Annotated in this window: 15 protein-coding genes; 6 read left to right on the top strand and 9 right to left on the bottom strand. The window is 69.9% G+C overall.

From position 1 onward, the window contains the following. Positions 1-252 precede the first annotated feature (252 nt). Entirely contained in the window at positions 253-1,230 is a 978-nt protein-coding gene (locus tag ACWDX9_RS35340; RefSeq protein WP_449961770.1) for a LacI family DNA-binding transcriptional regulator, read from the top strand. Here ACWDX9_RS35340 and ACWDX9_RS35335 read toward each other — a convergent pair. Genes ACWDX9_RS35335 through ACWDX9_RS35310 form a run of 6 tightly spaced genes read right to left on the bottom strand, consistent with a single transcriptional unit; the run spans position 1,227 to position 9,995 of the window. Further along, entirely contained in the window at positions 1,227-2,666 is a 1,440-nt protein-coding gene (locus ACWDX9_RS35335; protein ID WP_449961767.1) for an FGGY-family carbohydrate kinase, read from the bottom strand. The genes ACWDX9_RS35340 and ACWDX9_RS35335 overlap by 4 nt on opposite strands. Continuing rightward, positions 2,666-3,637, bottom strand: a complete 972-nt coding sequence (locus tag ACWDX9_RS35330; RefSeq protein ID WP_449961765.1) for a substrate-binding domain-containing protein — start codon at positions 3,635-3,637, stop codon at positions 2,666-2,668. The genes ACWDX9_RS35335 and ACWDX9_RS35330 overlap by 1 nt, the downstream gene beginning before the upstream one ends. Beyond that, complete coding sequence (locus tag ACWDX9_RS35325) at positions 3,634-4,689, bottom strand: ABC transporter permease (RefSeq protein ID WP_449961762.1); 1,056 nt, start codon at positions 4,687-4,689, stop codon at positions 3,634-3,636. Before ACWDX9_RS35325 ends, ACWDX9_RS35330 begins: the two co-directional genes overlap by 4 nt. Further along, the gene (locus ACWDX9_RS35320; RefSeq protein ID WP_449961759.1) at positions 4,686-6,191 is read right to left on the bottom strand and encodes a sugar ABC transporter ATP-binding protein; all 1,506 of its coding nucleotides are present in this window, start codon (positions 6,189-6,191) and stop codon (positions 4,686-4,688) included. Before ACWDX9_RS35320 ends, ACWDX9_RS35325 begins: the two co-directional genes overlap by 4 nt. Continuing rightward, positions 6,188-8,590 (bottom strand): glycoside hydrolase family 172 protein, encoded by a 2,403-nt coding sequence (locus ACWDX9_RS35315; protein WP_449961756.1) that lies wholly within the window; start codon positions 8,588-8,590, stop codon positions 6,188-6,190. Before ACWDX9_RS35315 ends, ACWDX9_RS35320 begins: the two co-directional genes overlap by 4 nt. Further along, positions 8,580-9,995 (bottom strand): L-fucose/L-arabinose isomerase family protein, encoded by a 1,416-nt coding sequence (locus ACWDX9_RS35310; protein ID WP_185074646.1) that lies wholly within the window; start codon positions 9,993-9,995, stop codon positions 8,580-8,582. The genes ACWDX9_RS35315 and ACWDX9_RS35310 overlap by 11 nt, the downstream gene beginning before the upstream one ends. Before the next feature lie 657 nt (positions 9,996-10,652). Here ACWDX9_RS35310 and ACWDX9_RS35305 point away from each other — a divergent pair. The 5 genes from ACWDX9_RS35305 (at position 10,653) to ACWDX9_RS35285 (ending at position 16,204) form a co-directional block, all read left to right on the top strand. Next, complete coding sequence (locus ACWDX9_RS35305; RefSeq protein WP_449961752.1) at positions 10,653-12,002, top strand: ABC transporter substrate-binding protein; 1,350 nt, start codon at positions 10,653-10,655, stop codon at positions 12,000-12,002. Positions 12,003-12,338: 336 nt separating this feature from the next. Next, on the top strand, positions 12,339-13,286 hold the full coding sequence (locus ACWDX9_RS35300; protein ID WP_449961749.1) for a carbohydrate ABC transporter permease: 948 nt from the start codon (positions 12,339-12,341) through the stop codon (positions 13,284-13,286). Next, a complete protein-coding gene (locus ACWDX9_RS35295) occupies positions 13,276-14,073 on the top strand; it encodes a carbohydrate ABC transporter permease (protein ID WP_449961746.1) in 798 nt (265 codons plus the stop codon). Before ACWDX9_RS35300 ends, ACWDX9_RS35295 begins: the two co-directional genes overlap by 11 nt. 11 nt (positions 14,074-14,084) lie before the next feature. Beyond that, positions 14,085-15,164, top strand: a complete 1,080-nt coding sequence (locus ACWDX9_RS35290) for a glycoside hydrolase family 172 protein (protein ID WP_449961743.1) — start codon at positions 14,085-14,087, stop codon at positions 15,162-15,164. A gap of 38 nt (positions 15,165-15,202) precedes the next feature. Continuing rightward, positions 15,203-16,204: a LacI family DNA-binding transcriptional regulator gene (locus tag ACWDX9_RS35285; RefSeq protein ID WP_449961740.1), complete on the top strand. Its 1,002-nt coding sequence runs from the start codon at positions 15,203-15,205 to the stop codon at positions 16,202-16,204. 4 nt (positions 16,205-16,208) lie between these two features. On the opposite strand, the gene ACWDX9_RS35280 is transcribed toward ACWDX9_RS35285, so the two are convergent. The 3 genes from ACWDX9_RS35280 to ACWDX9_RS35270 all read right to left on the bottom strand — a co-directional run bounded on the left by ACWDX9_RS35280 (position 16,209) and on the right by ACWDX9_RS35270 (position 18,350). Then, positions 16,209-16,634, bottom strand: coding sequence for a nuclear transport factor 2 family protein (locus ACWDX9_RS35280; RefSeq protein ID WP_449961737.1), 426 nt, complete (start codon positions 16,632-16,634; stop codon positions 16,209-16,211). 203 nt (positions 16,635-16,837) lie between these two features. Beyond that, positions 16,838-17,584, bottom strand: a complete 747-nt coding sequence (locus tag ACWDX9_RS35275; RefSeq protein ID WP_449961787.1) for an SDR family oxidoreductase — start codon at positions 17,582-17,584, stop codon at positions 16,838-16,840. Between the two features lie 124 nt (positions 17,585-17,708). Beyond that, positions 17,709-18,350 (bottom strand): TetR/AcrR family transcriptional regulator, encoded by a 642-nt coding sequence (locus tag ACWDX9_RS35270; RefSeq protein ID WP_449961734.1) that lies wholly within the window; start codon positions 18,348-18,350, stop codon positions 17,709-17,711. Between the last annotated feature and the right edge of the window lie 382 nt (positions 18,351-18,732).

Raw genomic sequence — 18,732 nt, 5'->3', positions numbered from 1 at the left:
AGTGGGGGTGAAGGGAGAAGAGATCTGAGCAATCGATTTCTCGATGAACGTACAATCGCGGCCTGACAGCCGTCAAGCCCTGATTTGTCAGGATTTCAGTTGAGCATTTGCCCAGGTAAACCGGCACATTTCAACATTTCAGGAAATGTGGAAGTATGATCACGATCGGAAAGCGATTCCTGAACCAGGACCTCGACCCCAACCTGCGGCGATGAGGGGCGCGGGGCTCCGCGATGGTAGAAACTTGGTGCGATGCCCACTATCTACGATGTCGCACGGGAGGCAGGCGTGTCCGCCACCACCGTTTCCCGCGTGCTCAACGGCGCCCAGACCGTCGACCCCGCCATGGTCGCCCGGGTGCTCACGGCGGTCCGCGAGCTCGGCTACCGCCCCAACGCGGTCGCGCGCAACCTGCGGCGCAGCCGTACGTCGCTCTGGGCCGTGATCATCTCCGACATCGGCAACCCGTTCTTCACCTCCATGGTGCGCGGCGTCGAGGACGTCGCGCAGCAGGAGGGCTACTCGGTCGTGCTGTGCAACAGCGACGAAGACCCCGCCAAGGAGGAGACCTACGTCGCGGCGGCGCTGAGCGAGCAGATGGCCGGCGTCATCATCTCCTCCTCGGGCAGCGTCAAGGCGGCCAAGACGCTCATCGACTCGCCCGTGCCCGTCGTCGCCGTCGACCGGGAGCTGCCCCGGGGCGCCGTGGACACGGTGGTGGTCGACAATGAGGGAGGCGCGCGCACGGCCACCGAGCACCTGCTCGCGGCCGGATACCGGCGGATCGCGTGCATCGCGGGGCCAGAGGGTGTGAGCACCGCCGACCTGCGCCTGCGCGGCTACACGACGGCGCTGCCCGGTGACCCTGTGATCGTCCGCGCGGACTTCCGCGAGCAGGGGGGTTACGACGCGATGGCAGCACTGCTGTCCTCTCCCGAGCCTCCCGACGCGGTCTTCGTGGCCAACAACCTCATGACGGTGGGCGCGCTGCGCTGCCTGACCGAGCGCGGGGTGGACGTGCCCGGGCAGGTCGGCCTGGTCGGCTTCGACGAGATCCCGTGGGCGGACCTGGTGCGCCCGTCGCCGTCGACGGTGACGCAGCCGACGTACGAGCTGGGCCGCATGGCCGCCCGCCTGCTGGTCGACCGCATCGCCACCCCGGCCGCCAAGCCCGCCACGATCGTCCTGCCCGCCGAGCTCCACGCCCGCCAGAGCAGCACCCCCCGTTAACGGGTCGCGAGCTCGTGGGCGATGTGGGCGGTGGAGTCGTACAGGTCCCGGTAGAGCCCGTACAACCGTGCGTAGTCCCCGGCGGCGGCCGGGTCGGGCGCCACGACGGACGCCACCGGGTTCCAGCCCGCGCACGAGACGCCGCAGGCCTGCGCCGCCAGCATGGCGTCGCCGAAGGCGGCGCCCACCGTGTGGGTGGACAGGACCTGCTCCTGCTGGAGCACGTCGGACACGATCCGCGTCCACAGCCCGCCCTTGGTGCCGCCGCCCACCGCGACCAGCCGCTTGGCCGACCCGCCCGCTGAACGCATGGCCTCCAGGTTGTGCAGCACGCCGAAGGCGGTCGCCTCCAGCGCGGCCCGGTACAGGTGCCCGCGCCCGTGCCGCAGCGTCAGGCCGATGAGGGTGCCGCGCGCGTCCGGATCGAAGAGAGGCGTGCGTTCTCCCGCGAAATAGGGGAGCATGAGCAGCCCCTCCGCCCCGCGCCCCACCGCCGCGGCCTCGGCCGTGAGCGACTCGAACGAGGCGCCGGTCAGGTCGCGCAGCCATCCGGTGACCGCGCCCGACGTGGCCATCCCCGCCGCCAGGTTGTACGTCCCCGGCGAGACCCCCACGGTCCCCCACAACCGCGGCGAGACGGCCCGCGAGGCCAGCACCTCGACCAGGAACATCGTCGTCCCGTACATGAGCATGACGTCGCCCGGCGAGGTCGCCCCCACGCTCAGCGCCTCGGCCCACGCGTCGATGGTCCCGGCCACCACCGGGATCCCCTTCGGGAGCCCGGTGGTGGCGGCGGCCGCCTCCGTCACGGTGCCGACGACGTCGCCGCTCCACGCCAGCGCGGGCAGCTCCAGCTCGGGGAAGAGCTCCCAGTCGTCGATCCACTCGTGGGTACGGGTGTCGTACAGGGGCGTGCACTGGCTGGCCGCGTGATGGTCGAGCACGTACGCGCCGGTCAGCCGGTACGCCAGCCACGAGTGCGCCATGAAGATCCGCCGCGTGCGCGCCCACACCTCGGGCTCGTGGGTGCGCAGCCACTCCAGCTTCGGCCCCACCGCCTGGGAGGTCAGCGGCGACCCGCACCGCTCCAGGATCGCGCAGGCGCCGTACCGGGAGGTCTGCGCCGCGATCTCGGCGGTGGCCCGGGTGTCCACCCCGTACAGGATCGCGGGCCGCAGCGGCGTGCCGTCCTGCGCGCAGGGCAGCACGCACGGCCCGATCCCGCTCAGCCCGACGGCGGCGACGTCCGGGCGGCCCAGCTCCGCCACGATCGAGGTGAAGTCCGCCCACCAGACGTCCTGCGCCGAGTGCTCGAACCAGCCCGGCCGCGGCGAGGCGGTGCGGTGCTCGCGGACCGCCGTCGCCACGACCGTGCCGTCGGGCGCCACGAGCACCCCCTTGGAGCTGGAGGTGCCGATGTCGACTCCGAGGAACATCAGTTCTGCCCCGACAGGTCGAACTGCTTGTAGAGCTCGGCCGCGTTGTCCTTGGTGACCTGCGTCGTGCCGAGCACCTGCTTCTTCTCGACCTGCCCGCCGTGCAGGATCTTGTTGACGGTGTCGGCCGCCTCCTGCGCGCCCGTCGGGTAGACGAACGTGGCCGAGAGCTGGCCGAGCTGGACCGCGCGGATGCCGCCGTCGGGGATGGCCAGGCCGTCGATGCCGATGAACTTGATCTTGTCGGCCTTGCCCGCCGCCTGGGCCGCCAGGTACGCGCCCAGCGCCATCGGGTCGTTGTGCCCGTACACGAGGTCGATCCGCTCGTGCTGGGCGAGCCACTGCTGCATGATCGGGGTGGCCTGCTCCTTCACCCACTTGCCCTCGCGGTCGGCGATGATCTTGATCTTGGGGTTGGCCGCGACGGCCTCGCGGAAGCCCTTGTCGCGGTCGATCTGCGGCTGGTTGGACATGATGCCGCGCAGCTCGACGATGTTGCCGCCGTCCGGCAGCAGCCTGACCGCCTCCTCCCCCGCCTTCCTGCCGATGAGCACGTTGTCGCCGCCGATGAAGGCGGTGTAGCAGTCGGTGTTCACCGTGCGGTCGAGGACGATCACGGGGATCTTGGCGTCGCACGCCTGCTGCACGGCCGCCGTCAGCGGCGCGGGCTCGGTGGGCGAGACGATGAGCGCGTCGACCTTCTGGGTGATGAAGTTCTGGACCTGGGAGACCTGCGTGGCGCTCGACTGCTTGGCGTCGGCGATCGGCAGCAACTCGATGTCCGGATATTTCTTCAAAAAGTGCTGCAACTGCAGGTTGAGCTGGGCCCGGTACGGCTCGGCGTTGTTCGACTGCGAATAGCCGACGACGAACTTCTTCTTCTCGCCTGACGAGGCCGACGGCGCGGGCGCCTTGGACGCGCACGCGGCGGCCAGGAGCGCGCACAACGCGATGGTGATGGTCTTCTTCATGATCGAGACCCTCCTCGGAAGATCTTGAAGAGATCGGGACGCTGCAGGACGACCGCCACGACGACGATCAGTCCCTTGATGACGAGCTGCCAGTTGTCGCTGACCGCGTTGAGGCCGAGCACGTTGTCCAGGAGCGTCAGGATGAGCGCCCCCACGAACGTGCCGGCGATGGTGCCCTTGCCGCCCGCCAGCGACGCCCCGCCGATGACGGCGGCGGCGATGGCGTCCAGCTCGAACGACTGCCCGGCCTGGGGGTCGGCCGAGGCGCTGTAGGCGGCGTCGATCGGCCCGGCGAAGCCGGCGAGCATGCCGGACAGGGTGAAGACGGCGATCGTGACCGCCGTGACGTTGACGCCGGACAGCCGGGCCGCGGTGGGGTTGCCGCCGACGGCGTACACGTGCCGGCCGAACCGGGTCTTCGTCAGGATCAGGTGGAAGACGACGCAGACCACGATGAAGGCCAGCACCGGATAGTAGACGCGATCAAAGAGGTTGTGCCCGGGGGTGCCGAACAGCTGGAACGCCTCCGCCTGCGGCGTCAGCTTCCCGTCGGGCCCGGCGATCTGGGTGCCGACGCTGACGTTGTCGCTGACCTGCCGGTCGAGCCCGCGTACGACCGAGAGCATGGCCAGGGTCATGACGAACGACTGGATGCGCAGCCAGGCCGTGCCGGCGCCGTTCAGGAACCCGAAGAGGGCTCCCACCACCATGCAGATCGGCACGATCTGCCACGGTTCCAGCGAGAACTTGGCGAGCATCATCGCGGCCGTCATCGACGCGATGCCCAGCAGCGAGCCCACGGACAGGTCGATGCCGCCGGTCAGGATCACCAGCGTGACGCCGACCGCCAGGATGCCGCGGGAGGCGAAGGCGCCGATGGCGTTGGTGAGGTTGGTCTCGTTCAGGAACATCTCGCCCTTGGTGGCGATCCCGACGGCGAGGATCAGCACCAGGCCGATGTACGCCTGCGCGGCCCCGAGGGCGGAGAGCGTGCGCCGCATCCGGCTCTCCCCCGGCGCCTGCACGGGCGGCGCGGTCTTCACGGTTGTCATAGGGTCACCTGCTGTCTTGCCATGGCGGCCTCGAGGATCGCCTCCTGCGTCGCCCGGCCTCTCGGGAACTCGGCGGTGATGCGGCCCTCGCAGAGCACGAGGATCCGGTCGCACATGGCGAGCAGCTCGGGCAGCTCGGAGGAGGCCACGAGCACGCCCTTGCCCTCGGCGGCCAGCGACGACATGAGCGCGTGGATCTCCGCCTTGGCGCCCACGTCGATGCCGCGCGTGGGCTCGTCCATGAGGATCAGCGAGGGCGCCGTGAGCAGCCACTTGGCCAGCACGACCTTCTGCTGGTTGCCGCCCGAGAGGTTGCCGACGGTGAAGCGCAGTCCGGGCGTCTTGACCCGCAGCGCGCGCACCTGCTGCTCGACGGCCGCGCCCTCGCGCCGCCGGTCCACGGTCCAGAACCGCAGGTACCGCCTGAGCGATGACAGGCTCGCGTTGAAGGCCACGCTGTTGCCCAGCACGAGGCTCTGCGCCTTGCGGTCCTCGGCGACCAGCGCGACACCCCGCTCGATCGCCTGCTTGGGGCTCCTGGGACGGTACGGCGCGCCGTGCAGGCTGATCGACCCCTCCGACGGCCGGTGCACGCCGAAGATCGATTCGAGCAGTTCGCTGCGCCCGGCGCCCATGAGCCCGGCCACGCCGACGATCTCCCCGGTACGCACCGTCAGCGAGATGTCCCGCAGCGCCGTACGCCCGGTGTCCCGGTCCCCCGGCACGCGGAGCCCCTCGACGCGCAGCAACTCCTCACCTTCGGTGGCGCCGTCCGCGCGCGGGAACATCTCGCCCAGGGGGCGGCCGACCATCATCTGGATGAGCTCGTCCCGGTTGATGCCGGTGCGCTCGCCGATGTACTGGCCGTCGCGCAGCACGACGACCCGGTCGGCGATCTCCTCCAGCTCCTCCAGCCGGTGCGAGATGTAGACGACGGCCACGCCGCGCCCGGTCAGGTCGCGGATGACCTCGTACAGCCGCTGCACCTCCGCGTCGGCCAGGGCCGAGGTGGGCTCGTCCATGACCAGGACGCGGACGTTCTGCGACAGGGCCTTGGCCACCTCGATGAGCTGACGTTCGGCGATCTTGCACTGTTTGACGAGCGTGCGCGGCGACAGGTCGAGCCCGAGGCCGCGCAGCAGCTCGGCGGTGCGCGCCTCGGTGACCTTGCGGTCGAGGAGCGCGCGTTCCTGGCCGAGGAAGATGTTGTCCGCGACGGACAGCTCGGGCACCAGGTTGAGCTCCTGGTGGATCATGGCGATCCCGTGCCGCCGCGCGTCCTTGGGCGAGTGGATGTGCGCCACCTCGCCGCCGATCTCGATCTGGCCCTCGTAGTCCTTGAACACCCCGGCCAGGATGTTCATCAGCGTGGACTTGCCGGCGCCGTTCTCCCCGAGCAGGGCCACCACCTCGCCCTCCGCCACGGTGAGCGACACCCCGTCGAGGGCCCGCACGCCGGGGAAGGACCTGCCGATGGCCCGCATCGCCAGGACGGTGGTCACCGGAGGCTCCACGCCGTGTAGGAGGCCGCCGACCAGGGGGTCTTCGGGGTCAGCTGGACGGTGATCTCCCGCTGCCCGCGCGTGACGCCCGCCGGGATCTGGTAGACGTCCTCCAGCCACCTGCGGGTCCGGTTGCCCAGCGGCTGCACCCAGTCGGCCAGCCGCCGCCCGTTGACGGTGACCTCGGCGTGCTGCCCGGCGACGCTCTGGTCACTCGTACGGCGCAGCTCGACGCCCTGGTTGTTCCGGTCGATCGTGAGCCGGAACGTGACCGGGGCCTGCGCGACCCGCTGGGTGGTCTTGAGCGTGACGGGGTTCCTGAAGTCGCCCTCGAACGCGGACTCCAGGGTGGTGACCTCACCCTGCCCGGTGTAGCCGTGCTGCCGCTCGCTCGCCGGGTCGCCGACCGTCAGCGAGTCCGTCTGTGCCGTCGCGGCGCGGTCGGAGCCGTACCAGTAGGCGGTGGAGGAGTAGACGCCTTCGACGTCGTTCGTCCAGCCGTGCTCGATGTCGAACGTCAGCGAGCCCGCGAACGGCACGGCGTCGCCGATCATCAGCCGGTACGCACCGGTGCAGTCGTTCTCCGCCGGGCAGCCGGTCGCCGGGGCCAGGTGGGCGGTGTTGCCGTGGAACGGGGTGCTGAAGGTCTCGCGGTTGAAGTACCAGCCCGCCTGGTAGAAGTCCTCGGTGCCGGTGCCGTGGATCTGCGGGGTGCGCGAGCCGTCCACATAGACGCGCTCGTCTCCCTCCAGGTAGTTGCGGTTGGTCGGGCCGCGCATGGTGTGGCTGATCCCGACGAACTTGCCCTGCGCGCCGGAGACCCGCAGGAAGGGCCAGCTCGTGCCGGGGGTGGTGCCGCCGGCGCGGGACTGCGTCCTGAAATAACCGACATTTCCTGATACGGGGCGTTTTGCTGACATGACCGTCGCCTGGCCCTCGATCGTGCGGCCGGAGTCGTTGAACAGCTCGACCGTCGCTCCCGTCCGGTACGGCATCGGCCACCACGCGCTGAGCGTGCCGGTCGCGGCGTCGACCGCGTACATGAGCGACTTGACGGGCAGCATCGCGTGCCCGCTGCCGAAGAACTCGCCGGCCGGCGAGTCGACCGTGCGCCGGCCGTCGAACGTGATCCGCAGCCGCAGCCCCTGCAGGATCTCCTGCGCCGTCCTGATCTTCGCCAGCTGGGGCGGGTCCATCGGGAAGGCGAAGGTCCGCTCGCCCTGCCAGGTCTGCGCGACGATCGTGTAGCGGTGCGCGGCCTCATCGGCCGCGTCGCCCACGTCCACGGTGTCGGTACGCTTGCCGGCGCTGTCCGCCCAGTACGTGAACTCGTTGTAGTCGAGGTCCGACGACGCGAACACGTTCTTGACCGTGATCTGCGACTTGCCCTTGGTGGCACTGGCCGGCAGGTCCACGACCTCCTCGGCCCACATCCCGGCGGCGCCCAGCCTGCTCGGCGGCCACTGGGCCACCTCCTGGCCGTCCACCAGGACCTTGGCGACCTGCCTGCCGATGGCCGGGTCGATGCGCCTGGTCAGCCGCACGCCGTCGTTGGCGGGGTCGATCTTCACCGTGAACTCGCTGGAGCCGTTCCGGCCGAACGCCCGGCCCTCGTCGGCCTCGGCCTTGGGCAGCACCTGCTCGGCCTGGGGCAGCTTCAGCTTGATCGCCGACAGCAGGCCGGCGCCCTGGGTGCGCGCGACCCGTACCGACTGGCCGGGGGCGAGGCGGATCGCGGCGTCCTGGGAGCGCGCGCCCGGGATGGCGGGCTTGGGGTCGCCGCCCGCCTTGAGCCGGTCGATGACGTCCTGCGCCTTGTCGGCCGGGTCGAACGTGCTCACGCCCTCGGCGTCGGCGAACGTGCGGTAGCTGACGTGGTGGAAGAGCGGGTTGTGCTCGGTGGTGATGCGCATCGAGCGGGTGAACGGCATCGGCACCTCGACGTAGACGCCGCCGGAGCTCTGGTCGGCGTTGCCCACGAGGGGGTAGGCGAAGGGGGCGCCGAGCTTGCCGTTCACCAGGTCCTGGAGGCTCGTGTCCACCACCTTCCTGCCGTCGAGCTCGACCGTGATCCTGCCGGTCCTGCTGACGTCGCCGCCGTCCCTGGTGAACCAGATGGCCTGCACCTCGCCGGCGCCGGTGTGCTCGGCGATCACGCAGCCCTGGGGGCTGGTGCTCAGGCACGAGTACGTGCCCTCGAACCCGTCGTTGTTGTCGCCGGTGCGGTCGAAGCTGGAGAACTGCTTGGTCTGCACGCCGACGGGCAGCTCGGGCAGCCGGTCGAGCCTGCGGTAGACGTCCCAGCCAACGGGTCCCTTGGCGCTCGCCTGCGCCTGCGCCGGTGCGCTCAACCCGCCCAGGACGAGCGCGGCCGCGAGGAGGAGAGGACTAAGCCGCATCGCCGAACCCCTCGAACTCGACACCCAGCTGCTTGCAGACCGCTTCCAGCTCGGCGATGTAGTCGCCGGGGACCGCGTGGATGTGGTTGGAGCCGAACCGCCCGAGGAACTCGGTGGCCGGCACGTGCAGCCTGGTGAACGCGTGCGGCCACTCGAACGTGGACTGCCGGGCCATCGCCTCGTTGGTGGCGTCGTCGTACAGCTCGAAGTCGCCGCGCATCACGTGCATGCGGTACCGGCCGTCCCTGCGGGTGAGGCGGGCGAACGTGGCGGCGCCGGGCGCGGCGAGGTGGTGCACGCTCGCGCCACCCGCCGGGAAGAAGAACACCTCGGGGTAGAAGTGCGTCCTGGCGAGGTTCTCCTCGGGGTCGTCGGACCTGGCCGCGTACCAGGTGGCGTGCTGGCCGGAGTTGCACAGGTCCCAGACGTCCTTGTCCGCGTGGTAGTGGCGGACGTCGGCGAAGAGCACCGGGTCGCCGCTCAGCAGCTTCAGGATCTGCATCGTCAGCGCGCCGTCCATGTCGGCCTCGGTGGCGCAGACGTGGGTGTCCTTCGGGCCCTCCCAGTCGTACGGGTCGTTGAGGAAGGCCTCGGCGAGGTCCATCGTGCAGAAGTGGGTGGTCAGCTCGGGCTGGCCCTTGATGCCGGAGAAGTCCAGGTTCCACTCGTCGATGAGCTCGCGCATCGCGTAGTACGTGCGGATCTGGCGTTCGAGGAGGTCCGGCGTGAGCTGCTTGCCGTCGTAGTGCACGTTCCCCTTGGCCTCGAGCCACTGGCGGGCCTGGGTGACCCGCGCCTGGGAGGCGTTCTCACTCCGCCGGACGATCTCCCACTGGTCGATCTCCTCGACGTCCACGCCGAACGTACGCATCCACTGGTCGGTGTTGGCGACGGCGGTGTACATGCCCATCGGCCGGCCGCCGATCCGGCCGAACGTCGAGCCGCGCAGGCCCCGGACCGCCTGGGCGGCCCGCACCTCGGTCAGCACGCGCTCCCTGACGGCGGGGTCGTCGATGTCTCCCCAGGCGCGGGCGTGCACCCGGCCGATCTGGTCCAGGCCACCGCCGCCGGCGAGCATGCCGACCATGCCGGGCTGCGCGGGGTCGATGTTCGCCATGAGCAGCAGCGGTCCTGGGGTGGACTCGGCGGCCAGCATGGTGAAATGCGGGAAGGCCCAGACCGCGTAGTTGAAGATGGTCAGATCGGGCCGGCGATCGGCCAGCCACCGCGCCTGCGAGGTGGCCAGCTCGTTGGTCCACACGATCTCCGGCGCCACGATGACCTCGTGGCCCTCCTTGCGCAACGCCTCCGCGAGGGCGGTGGTGGCGTGGGTGATGTGCTCAACGAGATCGCGGGCGACGAAGTCCCGCCCGTCCGAGATGCTCAGCACTCCGATACGTGCCACGGGTTGTCATCCTCCATGCATACGAGAAATCGATTGCTCAGAAATCGATTTCCCTCAACCTAGATCCGACCTTTTAACCCGTCAATCCCGCTTCACATCACAGAATCACAACGGTGAACCGATTTCTCGAACCCCGATGCCGAGACCCCGCACCGGCCCTCCGTCGCACATGACCGGCAGCCGCCACACCTCGCCCCAGTGCCCCGTCCACCCAAGCCCGACCACCCAAGCCCGACCACCGCCAAGCCCGACCACCACCGAGCCCGACCACCAGCACACCGGGCACCCTCCAGGGCATGCCCGTGCCGCACCGCCCGACAGCCCTCCCGCCGCGCAGGCATCCGCTCCCAACGGAGCCCCGCACCTCGGCGCCTGAACCCTGTCGCGACGGCATCAGCACGACGGGCCGGAGGTCCGGGGGGGTCGCCGGCGGATTGCCGGGGAGGGCGGCGGTTCGCGGTGCTGAGCCGATGGGGGGCACGCCCACCGTGGCGACGGTTGCCGCCGGAGCGGGGTCGCAGGTCTCGGGGAGATATCGATTCCCGGATTCGGCAAGCTGTAGCAGGAACTTCTTGACGGTTGCCGCCCCGACGCCTACCTTTCTGGGAAATCGATTGCTCACCCCCCGAGCTTTCTGCAAGATCAGGAGGATGCGACATGTCGGCTTTCGAGAGGGTGACCCGCCGATCTCTGCTGCGTGGCGGCGCCGTCGTCTTAGGGTCGGCGATGGCGGCACCGCTGCTGTCCGCGTGCGGGGGCGGCGGGAAGACCGGCAACGCCAAAGAGCTGACGTTCTGGAACTTCTACGGCCCCAACCCGCAGGCCGACGCGCAGAGCAAGTGGTTCACCGACCTGGTGGCGGCGTGGAACGCCAGCAACGAGGTCAAGGTCAAGCTCCACTACCTGCCCGTCTCCGAGTACCTCGCCGGCACGGCGCTGCAGACCGCGTTCTCCGCCGGTCAGGGGCCGGACATCTTCCTGCTCAGCCCCGGCGACTTCCTCCGCTACCACAACGGCGGCGTACTGGCCGATCTCACGCCGCACCTCAAGCCCGACCAGATCGCCGACTTCGACGGCGGCGTGCTCGACACGCGCAAGGTGGACGGCAAGATCTACGGCCTGCCGATGGAACAAGAGCCGCTGGCCATGTACTACAGCGTCGACGCCTTCGAGAAGGCGAAGCTGGCCGAGGGCGACCTCCCCCAGACCTGGGACCAGCTGCTGGACGTGGCCGCCAAGCTGACCACCAAGGACCAGTTCGGCATCCTCTTCGAGACCATCCCCGGCTACTACCAGAACTTCACCTGGTACCCGTTCATGTGGATGGCCGGCGGCTCGGCCGTGCCGCAGAACGGCGGGGCCGGGTTCAACGTGCCCGGCGTACACCAGGCGCTGAAGCTCTGGCAGGACGCGGTCAACAACAAGGTCGCGCCGCGCAAGCCGCAGGGCGACGGCGCGGGCAACGCCCCGGCGAACCTCGCAAGCGGGTCCGTCGCCATGCAGCAGAGCGGCATCTGGTCGGTGTCGCAGCTGGAGCAGGAGAAGAAGGACTTCAAATACGGGGTGTTCCGGCTTCCCGTTCCTGAAGGCGGGACTTACACCACCGACATCGGCGGGTGGGCGTTCGTCGCCAACGCCAAGGGGGCGAACCCGGAGGCGGCGGCCAAGTTCATCGCCTGGGCGCTGGGCGCCACCGACGCGGCCGGCGTCGAGCGCGGCCGGCAGTGGAACACGGTCGTCAAGACGAACCTGCCGGCCCGCAAGTCCGTCCAGGAGGCGGCCAAGGCGGCGGGGGCGTTCGACAAGCCGGCGCTCAAGGTGTTCCTGGAGCAGGTGGTGCCGGGCGGCCGGGGTGAGCCCCGCTACACGCCCGAGGTGTACAAGGCCGTCTCGGACGCCATCCAGGCCACCCAGCTCGGCGGGGTGGACCCGGCCAAGGCGGCGGCGGACGCCGCCGCCAAGATCGACACCTTCCTGAAGGGCTACAAGGGTGCGGCCATGCTCTGACGCCCTCGCGGGCGCCACCCCACGGCCACAACTGTCCGGCCGCGCGATGGGCGGGCGGTCATGCTCTGACGCCTTCGCGGGCACGACCCCACGGCCACTACCGTCCGGCCGCGCGATGGGCGGGAGACCATGCTCTGGCACCTGCCCAGGCGCGACCCCACGACCACTATCGTCCGGCCGGGCGATGGGCGGGCGGTCATGTTCCAGCCGGGCCTCGGCGACGCGGCCGGAGGGTTGCGTCGCAGCGGTCCGGTTGGGGGCAGGTGCCCGCGTGCTCCCAGTGAAACCGCGCCGGAGACACCCGGCGGGCGACCCTCTGAGCGAAAGGCGGTAGTCGTGGCCACATTGGTCGATCCGGGTACGGCGGTCGCCGGCGAGGCCGTGCCCCGCGTGTGGTGGACCCGGCGCAGGAGGGAGGCCCTGGCCGCGTACGCGTTCGTCGCGCCCGACCTGCTCGGCCTGCTCGTCTTCGCCGGCCTCCCCATGGTGCTGGCCGTCGGCGTGTCGCTGTTCAGCGTGGACGGGTTCGGCGGCTACACGTACGTCGGCCTGGACAACTTCCGCCAGATGGCCGAGGACGCGCAGCTCTGGCAGAGCGTCAAGGTCACGCTGACGTACATGGTGACCTTCGTCCCCATCGGGTTCGTCGTCAGCCTCGGGCTCGCGCTGCTGGTCCGCGACCACTTCCCCGGCGTCGGCCTGGTGCGCACGATGTTCTTCCTGCCGCACGTCATCAGCCTCGTCGTGGTCGGCGTGGTGTGGCAGTTCCTGCTGGCCGACAAGCAGGGCGCGGTGCCCGCGCTGCTGCGGCCGGTGGGCCTGGGCGACGTGTCGTTCCTGGGCAACCCCGCGCTGGCGCTCGGGTCGCTGGTGGTGATCAGCATCTGGTTCCTCATGGGGTATCAGATGCTGATCCTGCTGGGCGGGCTCAAGGACATCCCCAAGGAGTACGAGGAGGCGGCGCGCGTCGACGGGGCCACCTCGTGGCAGCGCTTCCGCCACGTCATCTGGCCGCTGCTCCGGCCGACCAGCTTCTTCGTGCTGGTCAACTCGACCGTCGGCGCGGTGACCGGCCTGCAGGCCTTCGACCTCGTCTACGTGCTGACCAAGGGCGGTCCGGCCAACAGCACGTCCAGCGTGGTCTTCTACATCTACCAGCAGGCCTTCACCTTCAACAACTACGGCTACGCGGCGGCGCTGACCACGGTCGTGGTCGGGTTCCTGGTCGTGGCCACGGGGCTGATGTTCGGGCTCACGAAGGGAGGCAGGTTCGATGTCGGTTAGGCTGCGCGCCCTCGTCGGGTACGTGCTGGCGGCCGTCACGGTGGCGCCGCTGGTCTGGCTGCTGGTGACGGTGCTGAAGCCGGCGGACGAGCTGTTCGAGGTGGCGCTGCCCAGCCGCCTCACCCTGGACAACCTGCTCTACGTGCTGACCGAGGTGCCCATCGGCAGGTACATGCTCAACAGCCTCGTCGTCTCCGTGGCCGTCACGGTGGTCGCGCTCGTGCTGCACTCGATGGCCGCCTACGCGCTGGCCCGGCTGCGCTTCCCCGGGCGGCAGGTGATCTTCTCGATGATCGTCTCCACGCTGCTGGTGTCGCTGCCGGTGATCCTCGTGCCGCTGTTCCTGGTGGCCAGGCAGCTCGGACTGCTCGACACGTACGCGGGGCTGATCCTGCCGGCGATCTTCCACGCGTTCGGGATCTTCCTGCTCCGGCAGTACTACCTGACGATCCCGCGCGAGCTCGAAGAGGCGGCAGATCTCGACGGATGCGGATATTTCCGGCGCTGGTGGCAGGTGGTCGTGCCGCTCAGCCGGCCCGTGCTCGCCTCCCTCGCCGTGCTGTTCTTCCTGGCCAACTGGAACGCGTTCCTCTGGCCCTTGACCGCCACCCGCGACCCCGAGCTGCGCATGGTGCAGGTCGGCATCGCCACCCTCCAGGGCCAGTACGGCTCGGCCTGGAACTACGTCCTGGCCGCGACGGTGATCGCGGCCGTGCCCACCTTGATCGCGTTCGTGCTCGGCCAGCGCCGCCTGGTCGAGGCGATCAAGACCTCCGGATTGAAGTGAATGAGGATCATATGAGCTACGGAAACCACGGCAGCAGCCTGCGTGACCTGCCCCGCCTGCGGACCTCCAGGCGCAAGCGGGTCTCCAGCTACGACCGCACCGGCGGCAACGAGGACCGGCTGACCGTCGAGGCCGGCACCACCGTGACCCTGGCCGACATCGAGGGCCCCGGCTCGATCAACCACATCTGGTGCACGGTGGCGCTCCCCCTGAAGGACGTGCCGGACGCGGTGGACGTCGACTACCTGCGCAGGCTCGTGCTGAAGATCACCTGGGACGACCAGGAGCACCCCAGCGTGCTGGTGCCGCTCGGCGACTTCTTCGGCATGGGCCACGCCAAGACCGCGAATTTCGTCTCCGCGCCGCTGCAGATGAGCCCGCAGGACGGCAAGAGCTTCAACTCGTGGTTCCACATGCCGTTCGCGAGCCGCGCGAAGGTGGAGCTGATCAGCGAGCTGTCGGCCGAGCCGGTCTTCTTCTACTACTACGTCGACTACGAGCTGTTCGACTCGGCGGCCGAGGACCTCGGTTACTTCCACGCGCAGTGGCGGCGCGAGCGGCCCACCGACGGGGTCCCGCAGGGCACCCAGAGCAACCGCGAGTACCAGGTCGAGGGCATCAACGACACGGGCGACGGCAACTACGTCATCCTCGACGCCGAGGGGCGCGGCCACTACGTGGGCTGCGTGCTCAACATCCGCAACCTGCGCGAGACCAGCGACTGGAACTGGTACGGCGAGGGCGATGACATGATCTTCATCGACGGGGAGCCGTTCCCGCCCTCGCTGCACGGCACCGGCACCGAGGACTACTTCAACACCGCCTGGTGCCCGACGCAGACCTACCACGCGCCGTACCACGGCATCACCATGCCCGGCGGGGACAACTGGAGCGGCGAGATCTCCCTCTACCGCTTCCACGTCGAGGACCCGATCACGTTCACCGAGTCCATCAGGGTGACGATCGAGCACGGCCACGCCAACAAGCGCTCGGACGACTTCTCCTCGGTCGCGTACTGGTACCAGACGCTGCCGCACAAGCCGTTCGGGCTCGCGCCGGTGGCGGAGCGGTTGCCGTTCCCGCCTGCGTAATCGATTTCTCCTGCCCCTGTCTCCGAGATCGGACGAGGTTGATCAAGATCCAAGATGTCGCGCGGCACGCCGGGGTCTCCGCAGCGACGGTCTCCCGCGTGCTCAACGGCCGTTCCACGGTCAACCCGGAACTGGCGGGGCGGGTGCTCGCGGCCGTGCGGGAGCTCGGCTACCGGCCCAACGGGGTGGCGCGCAATCTCAGGCGCAGGCAGACGACGTTGTGGGCGGTGCTGGTCTCCGACGTCGGCAACCCGTTCTTCACCTCTCTGGTACGGGGGGTGGAGGACGGAGGCCGGCAGTTCGGGTACTCGGTGGTCCTGTGCAACACCGACGAGAACCGGGCCCGGGAGGCCGAGTACATCGCGGTGGCGCTGGCCGACAACATGGCCGGCGTGATCATCTCTCCGGCGGACGACTCGACGGACATCTCCGCCTTGGTCGCCGCCGGCACCGCCGTCGTCACCATCGACCGCGAACTGGCCGAGACCGAGGTCGACGCGGTGATGGTGGACAACGAGAAGGGCGCGGAGATGGCGACCGCGCACCTGCTGTCGTCCGGCTACCGGCGGATCGCGTGCATCACGGGCCCGCGGCGGATGTCCACCGCGATGCGGCGGCTGCGCGGCTACCATCGGGCGCTGCGCGCGGCCGGCGTGCCGGTGGATCGTGCCCTGGTGCGGCACGCGGACTTCCGTGAGGAGGGCGGCTACTCGGCCATGGCCGCGCTGCTGGACGAGGGGGTGGAGATGGACGCCGTGTTCGCGGCCAACAACCTCATGACGGTGGGGGCGGTGGAGTGCCTGACCGAGCGGGGGGTGCCGATCCCCGGGCAGGTGGGGGTGATCGGGTTCGACGACATCCCGTGGGCCCGGCTGTTCCGGCCCGGGTTGAGCACGGTCCGGCAGCCGACGTACGAGCTGGGGCGGGCGGCGGCGCAACTGCTGGCCAGCCGGATCGACAACCCGGCCCGGCCGGCGGCCCGAATGGTGCTGCAGACGGAGCTGCACCCCCGCGAAAGCTCCCGCCCCCGGCACGGCTGAGAGCTCAGGGCCGGCGGCCGCCGAGGGCTCGCGCGACCGTGAGGCTGTCCTCGTAGATGTGGTAGCGGGTGATGAGCCCGTCCTCGACCGTGAGGTGCAGCGCGAACGGCGAGGTGTACGCGACCCCGCTGGCGCGTACCGTCTGCGCGATCTCCCCGAGCACGACGGCGTGCGTCCCGTCGACCAGGATCCGCGCCACCGACGTGCCGTTCAGCTCGGGCACGTGGTGGGCCTCCAGCGACCGGAAATGGTCCGCCACGTCGGCCCGGCTGGACCGGGGCCGGATCCACGGCACCGCGGGATGCCCCTCGGCGGGCCAGTCGAGCTGCCAGTCGACCGGCTCGGCGAACAACTCCGCGGTGCGGGGATGATCGCCCTTGGCCATCCTGCGCAGCAGCTCCTCCACGACGTCACGGGTGTCAGCACTCACGCCGCAACCCTCTCGGCAAACGCCCGGGACGTCGATTACCTCCGAGATAAAGGGCCCGGCGGCCACCCGCCAGGCCGTCCGACCATCAGCGCCGGGCCCCCTCCGCCGAGAGGGCCGGCGCGGTGGTCTCGCCGATGCCCGACGACGCTCCGGTGACCAGGGCGACCTTTGCGTGCAACGGGTCGCTCACGTGCCTCCTCCGGCTATTTGCCGGTCGCGTTCCGGCCGATCCAGTCGCGGTAGCTGATCGTGCCGAGGACGGCGCCGTCCTCCGGAACCAGCGACCGCTCGCTCAGCTCGCTGCCGAAGTAGCGCGCGTGCGGGTCGGTGACCACCTCGCGCGGGTCGCCCCAGGCGGTCAGCGCCTGGCGGAAGAACTCGTCCATCCGGTACTCCTCGGGCCCGGCGATCTCGACCCTGCCGTTCAACGGCGCTCCGACCGCGGTCCGGCCGACCGCCTGGGCCACGTCGTCACCCGCGATCGGCTGGAACAGCACGGGTGCGATGTGCACCTTGCCGTCCGCCGTGGCCTCGTCGGCGATGCCGCGGGCGAACTCGAAGAACTGGGTCGAGTGCACGAGCGAGAACGGGATGCCCGACTTCTCGATCAGCTGCTCCTGAGCGATCTTCGCCGCGAAGTAGCCGTTGTCCGGCATCCGCTCCGTACCGACGATCGACACCGCGACGTGGTGACCCACGCCCGCCGCCGCCTCCGCCGCGAGCAGGTTGCCCGTGGAGGTCTCGAAGAAGTTCAGCACCGCGGCCCGCTCGAACGACGGCGAGTTCGACACGTCGACCACCACCTGCGCACCCGCCAGCGCCTCGGCCAGTCCTTCGCCGGTCAGGGTGTTGACGCCCGTGTTCGGCGCCGCCGCCACCGCCTCGTGCCCGTGCTCGCCCAGCTTCGCCACCAGCTTCGACCCGATCAGGCCCGTCCCGCCGATTACCACGATCTTCAACGCGATCCCTTTCGCTCCGCCGGGCCGCCTCGTCGCCACCCGGTCGCCAGCTAAGACCGGACAGCCTCCGGGCTTGTGACAGCCGCGGCGAAATTCTTCACAGCCGAGGAGCTCGCTACGGCGTGCCCCGGACGGGGGCCTGCCACATCGCGACGATCGCGTCGATCAGGCCGTCGGCCGTGTCGTCCCAGGTGGGCCGGAAGGTGGGCGCGTGTTCGGCCAGGGCCCGTTCCCGCTCGACGCACATCTGCACGATGAGGTGGCGGGCCATGGTGGTGCGTTCGCGGTGGAGGCCGGCGGGGCGGCCGGGCATGCACCGGGCCAGGCCGTCGCCGAAGAGCCGCAGCACCGGGGCGGCGGTCAGGGCTTCGTCCACCATGATCGCGTTGAACGCGGGGTCGGCCATGACCTGGGCGGTGAAGCGGGCGTACCAGGTGGGGCTGCCCAGGGTCTCCAGGTGTTCGGTGAGCGGGCGGACCAGGCAGGCGACCCAGTCGCGCAAGTCGGTGGAGCCGTCGATGCCGGCCATCATGCGTGCGCGGATGCGCTCGATCTGCTCGGCGTGCTTGCGGGCGATCGCGCGGATCAGGTCGGCCTTGGTGCCGAAGTGGTAGCTGACCGCGGCGTTGTTGCCCTGCCCGGCGGCCTCGCTGATCTGGCGGTTGCCGACGGCGTGCACGCCGCGCTCGGCGAACAGCCGCTCGGCCGCGGCCAGGAGCGCCTCCCGGGTCGCGCTGACCTGCTCGTCCCGTGTCATCTTGCTGATCATCGTCATTCACCGCACCGGGACTTTCGCGCAGCCCGCGACGGCCCAGTCCCACAGGCCGCCGCAGGTCCTCGGCCGTGCCGGCGAGGTGGGACGGAAGGACAGCCTATTCAAGCGACGGGCCGACGGTCGTCCCGTCGAGGGCCGCTCCGGCTTGACAGGCATCCGCCCCACGCTAGGGTTTAAATCAATCGGTTGATTTAAACCACCGGGCCGTCGCCAGTGCGGGGATCGGCCAGGCCCGCGAGTCGGCCCGTGAAGCTCGCTTGAAACGCGTTCCAGGAGGAAACAGTGACGACAATCCCGGAGTACGACATCGCCAGATCGGCGAAGTGCCCCCTGGACCCGGCGCCCGCGATGCGGGCGCGGCAGG

The organism is Nonomuraea sp. NPDC003201, from assembly GCF_053590415.1.
This window is presented reverse-complemented; position numbering and strand designations above follow the sequence as displayed.

What these genes read in the sequence shown, in the direction of transcription:
- ACWDX9_RS35270 (WP_449961734.1), bottom strand. Translation starts at nt 18,350, where the DNA reads ATGACACGGGACGAGCAGGTCAGCGCGACCCGGGAGGCGCTCCTGGCC.
- ACWDX9_RS35330 (WP_449961765.1), bottom strand. Translation starts at nt 3,637, where the DNA reads ATGAAGAAGACCATCACCATCGCGTTGTGCGCGCTCCTGGCCGCCGCG.
- ACWDX9_RS35295 (WP_449961746.1), top strand. Translation starts at nt 13,276, where the DNA reads ATGTCGGTTAGGCTGCGCGCCCTCGTCGGGTACGTGCTGGCGGCCGTC.
- ACWDX9_RS35305 (WP_449961752.1), top strand. Translation starts at nt 10,653, where the DNA reads ATGTCGGCTTTCGAGAGGGTGACCCGCCGATCTCTGCTGCGTGGCGGC.
- ACWDX9_RS35290 (WP_449961743.1), top strand. Translation starts at nt 14,085, where the DNA reads ATGAGCTACGGAAACCACGGCAGCAGCCTGCGTGACCTGCCCCGCCTG.
- ACWDX9_RS35340 (WP_449961770.1), top strand. Translation starts at nt 253, where the DNA reads ATGCCCACTATCTACGATGTCGCACGGGAGGCAGGCGTGTCCGCCACC.
- ACWDX9_RS35315 (WP_449961756.1), bottom strand. Translation starts at nt 8,590, where the DNA reads ATGCGGCTTAGTCCTCTCCTCCTCGCGGCCGCGCTCGTCCTGGGCGGG.
- ACWDX9_RS35325 (WP_449961762.1), bottom strand. Translation starts at nt 4,689, where the DNA reads ATGACAACCGTGAAGACCGCGCCGCCCGTGCAGGCGCCGGGGGAGAGC.
- ACWDX9_RS35335 (WP_449961767.1), bottom strand. Translation starts at nt 2,666, where the DNA reads ATGTTCCTCGGAGTCGACATCGGCACCTCCAGCTCCAAGGGGGTGCTC.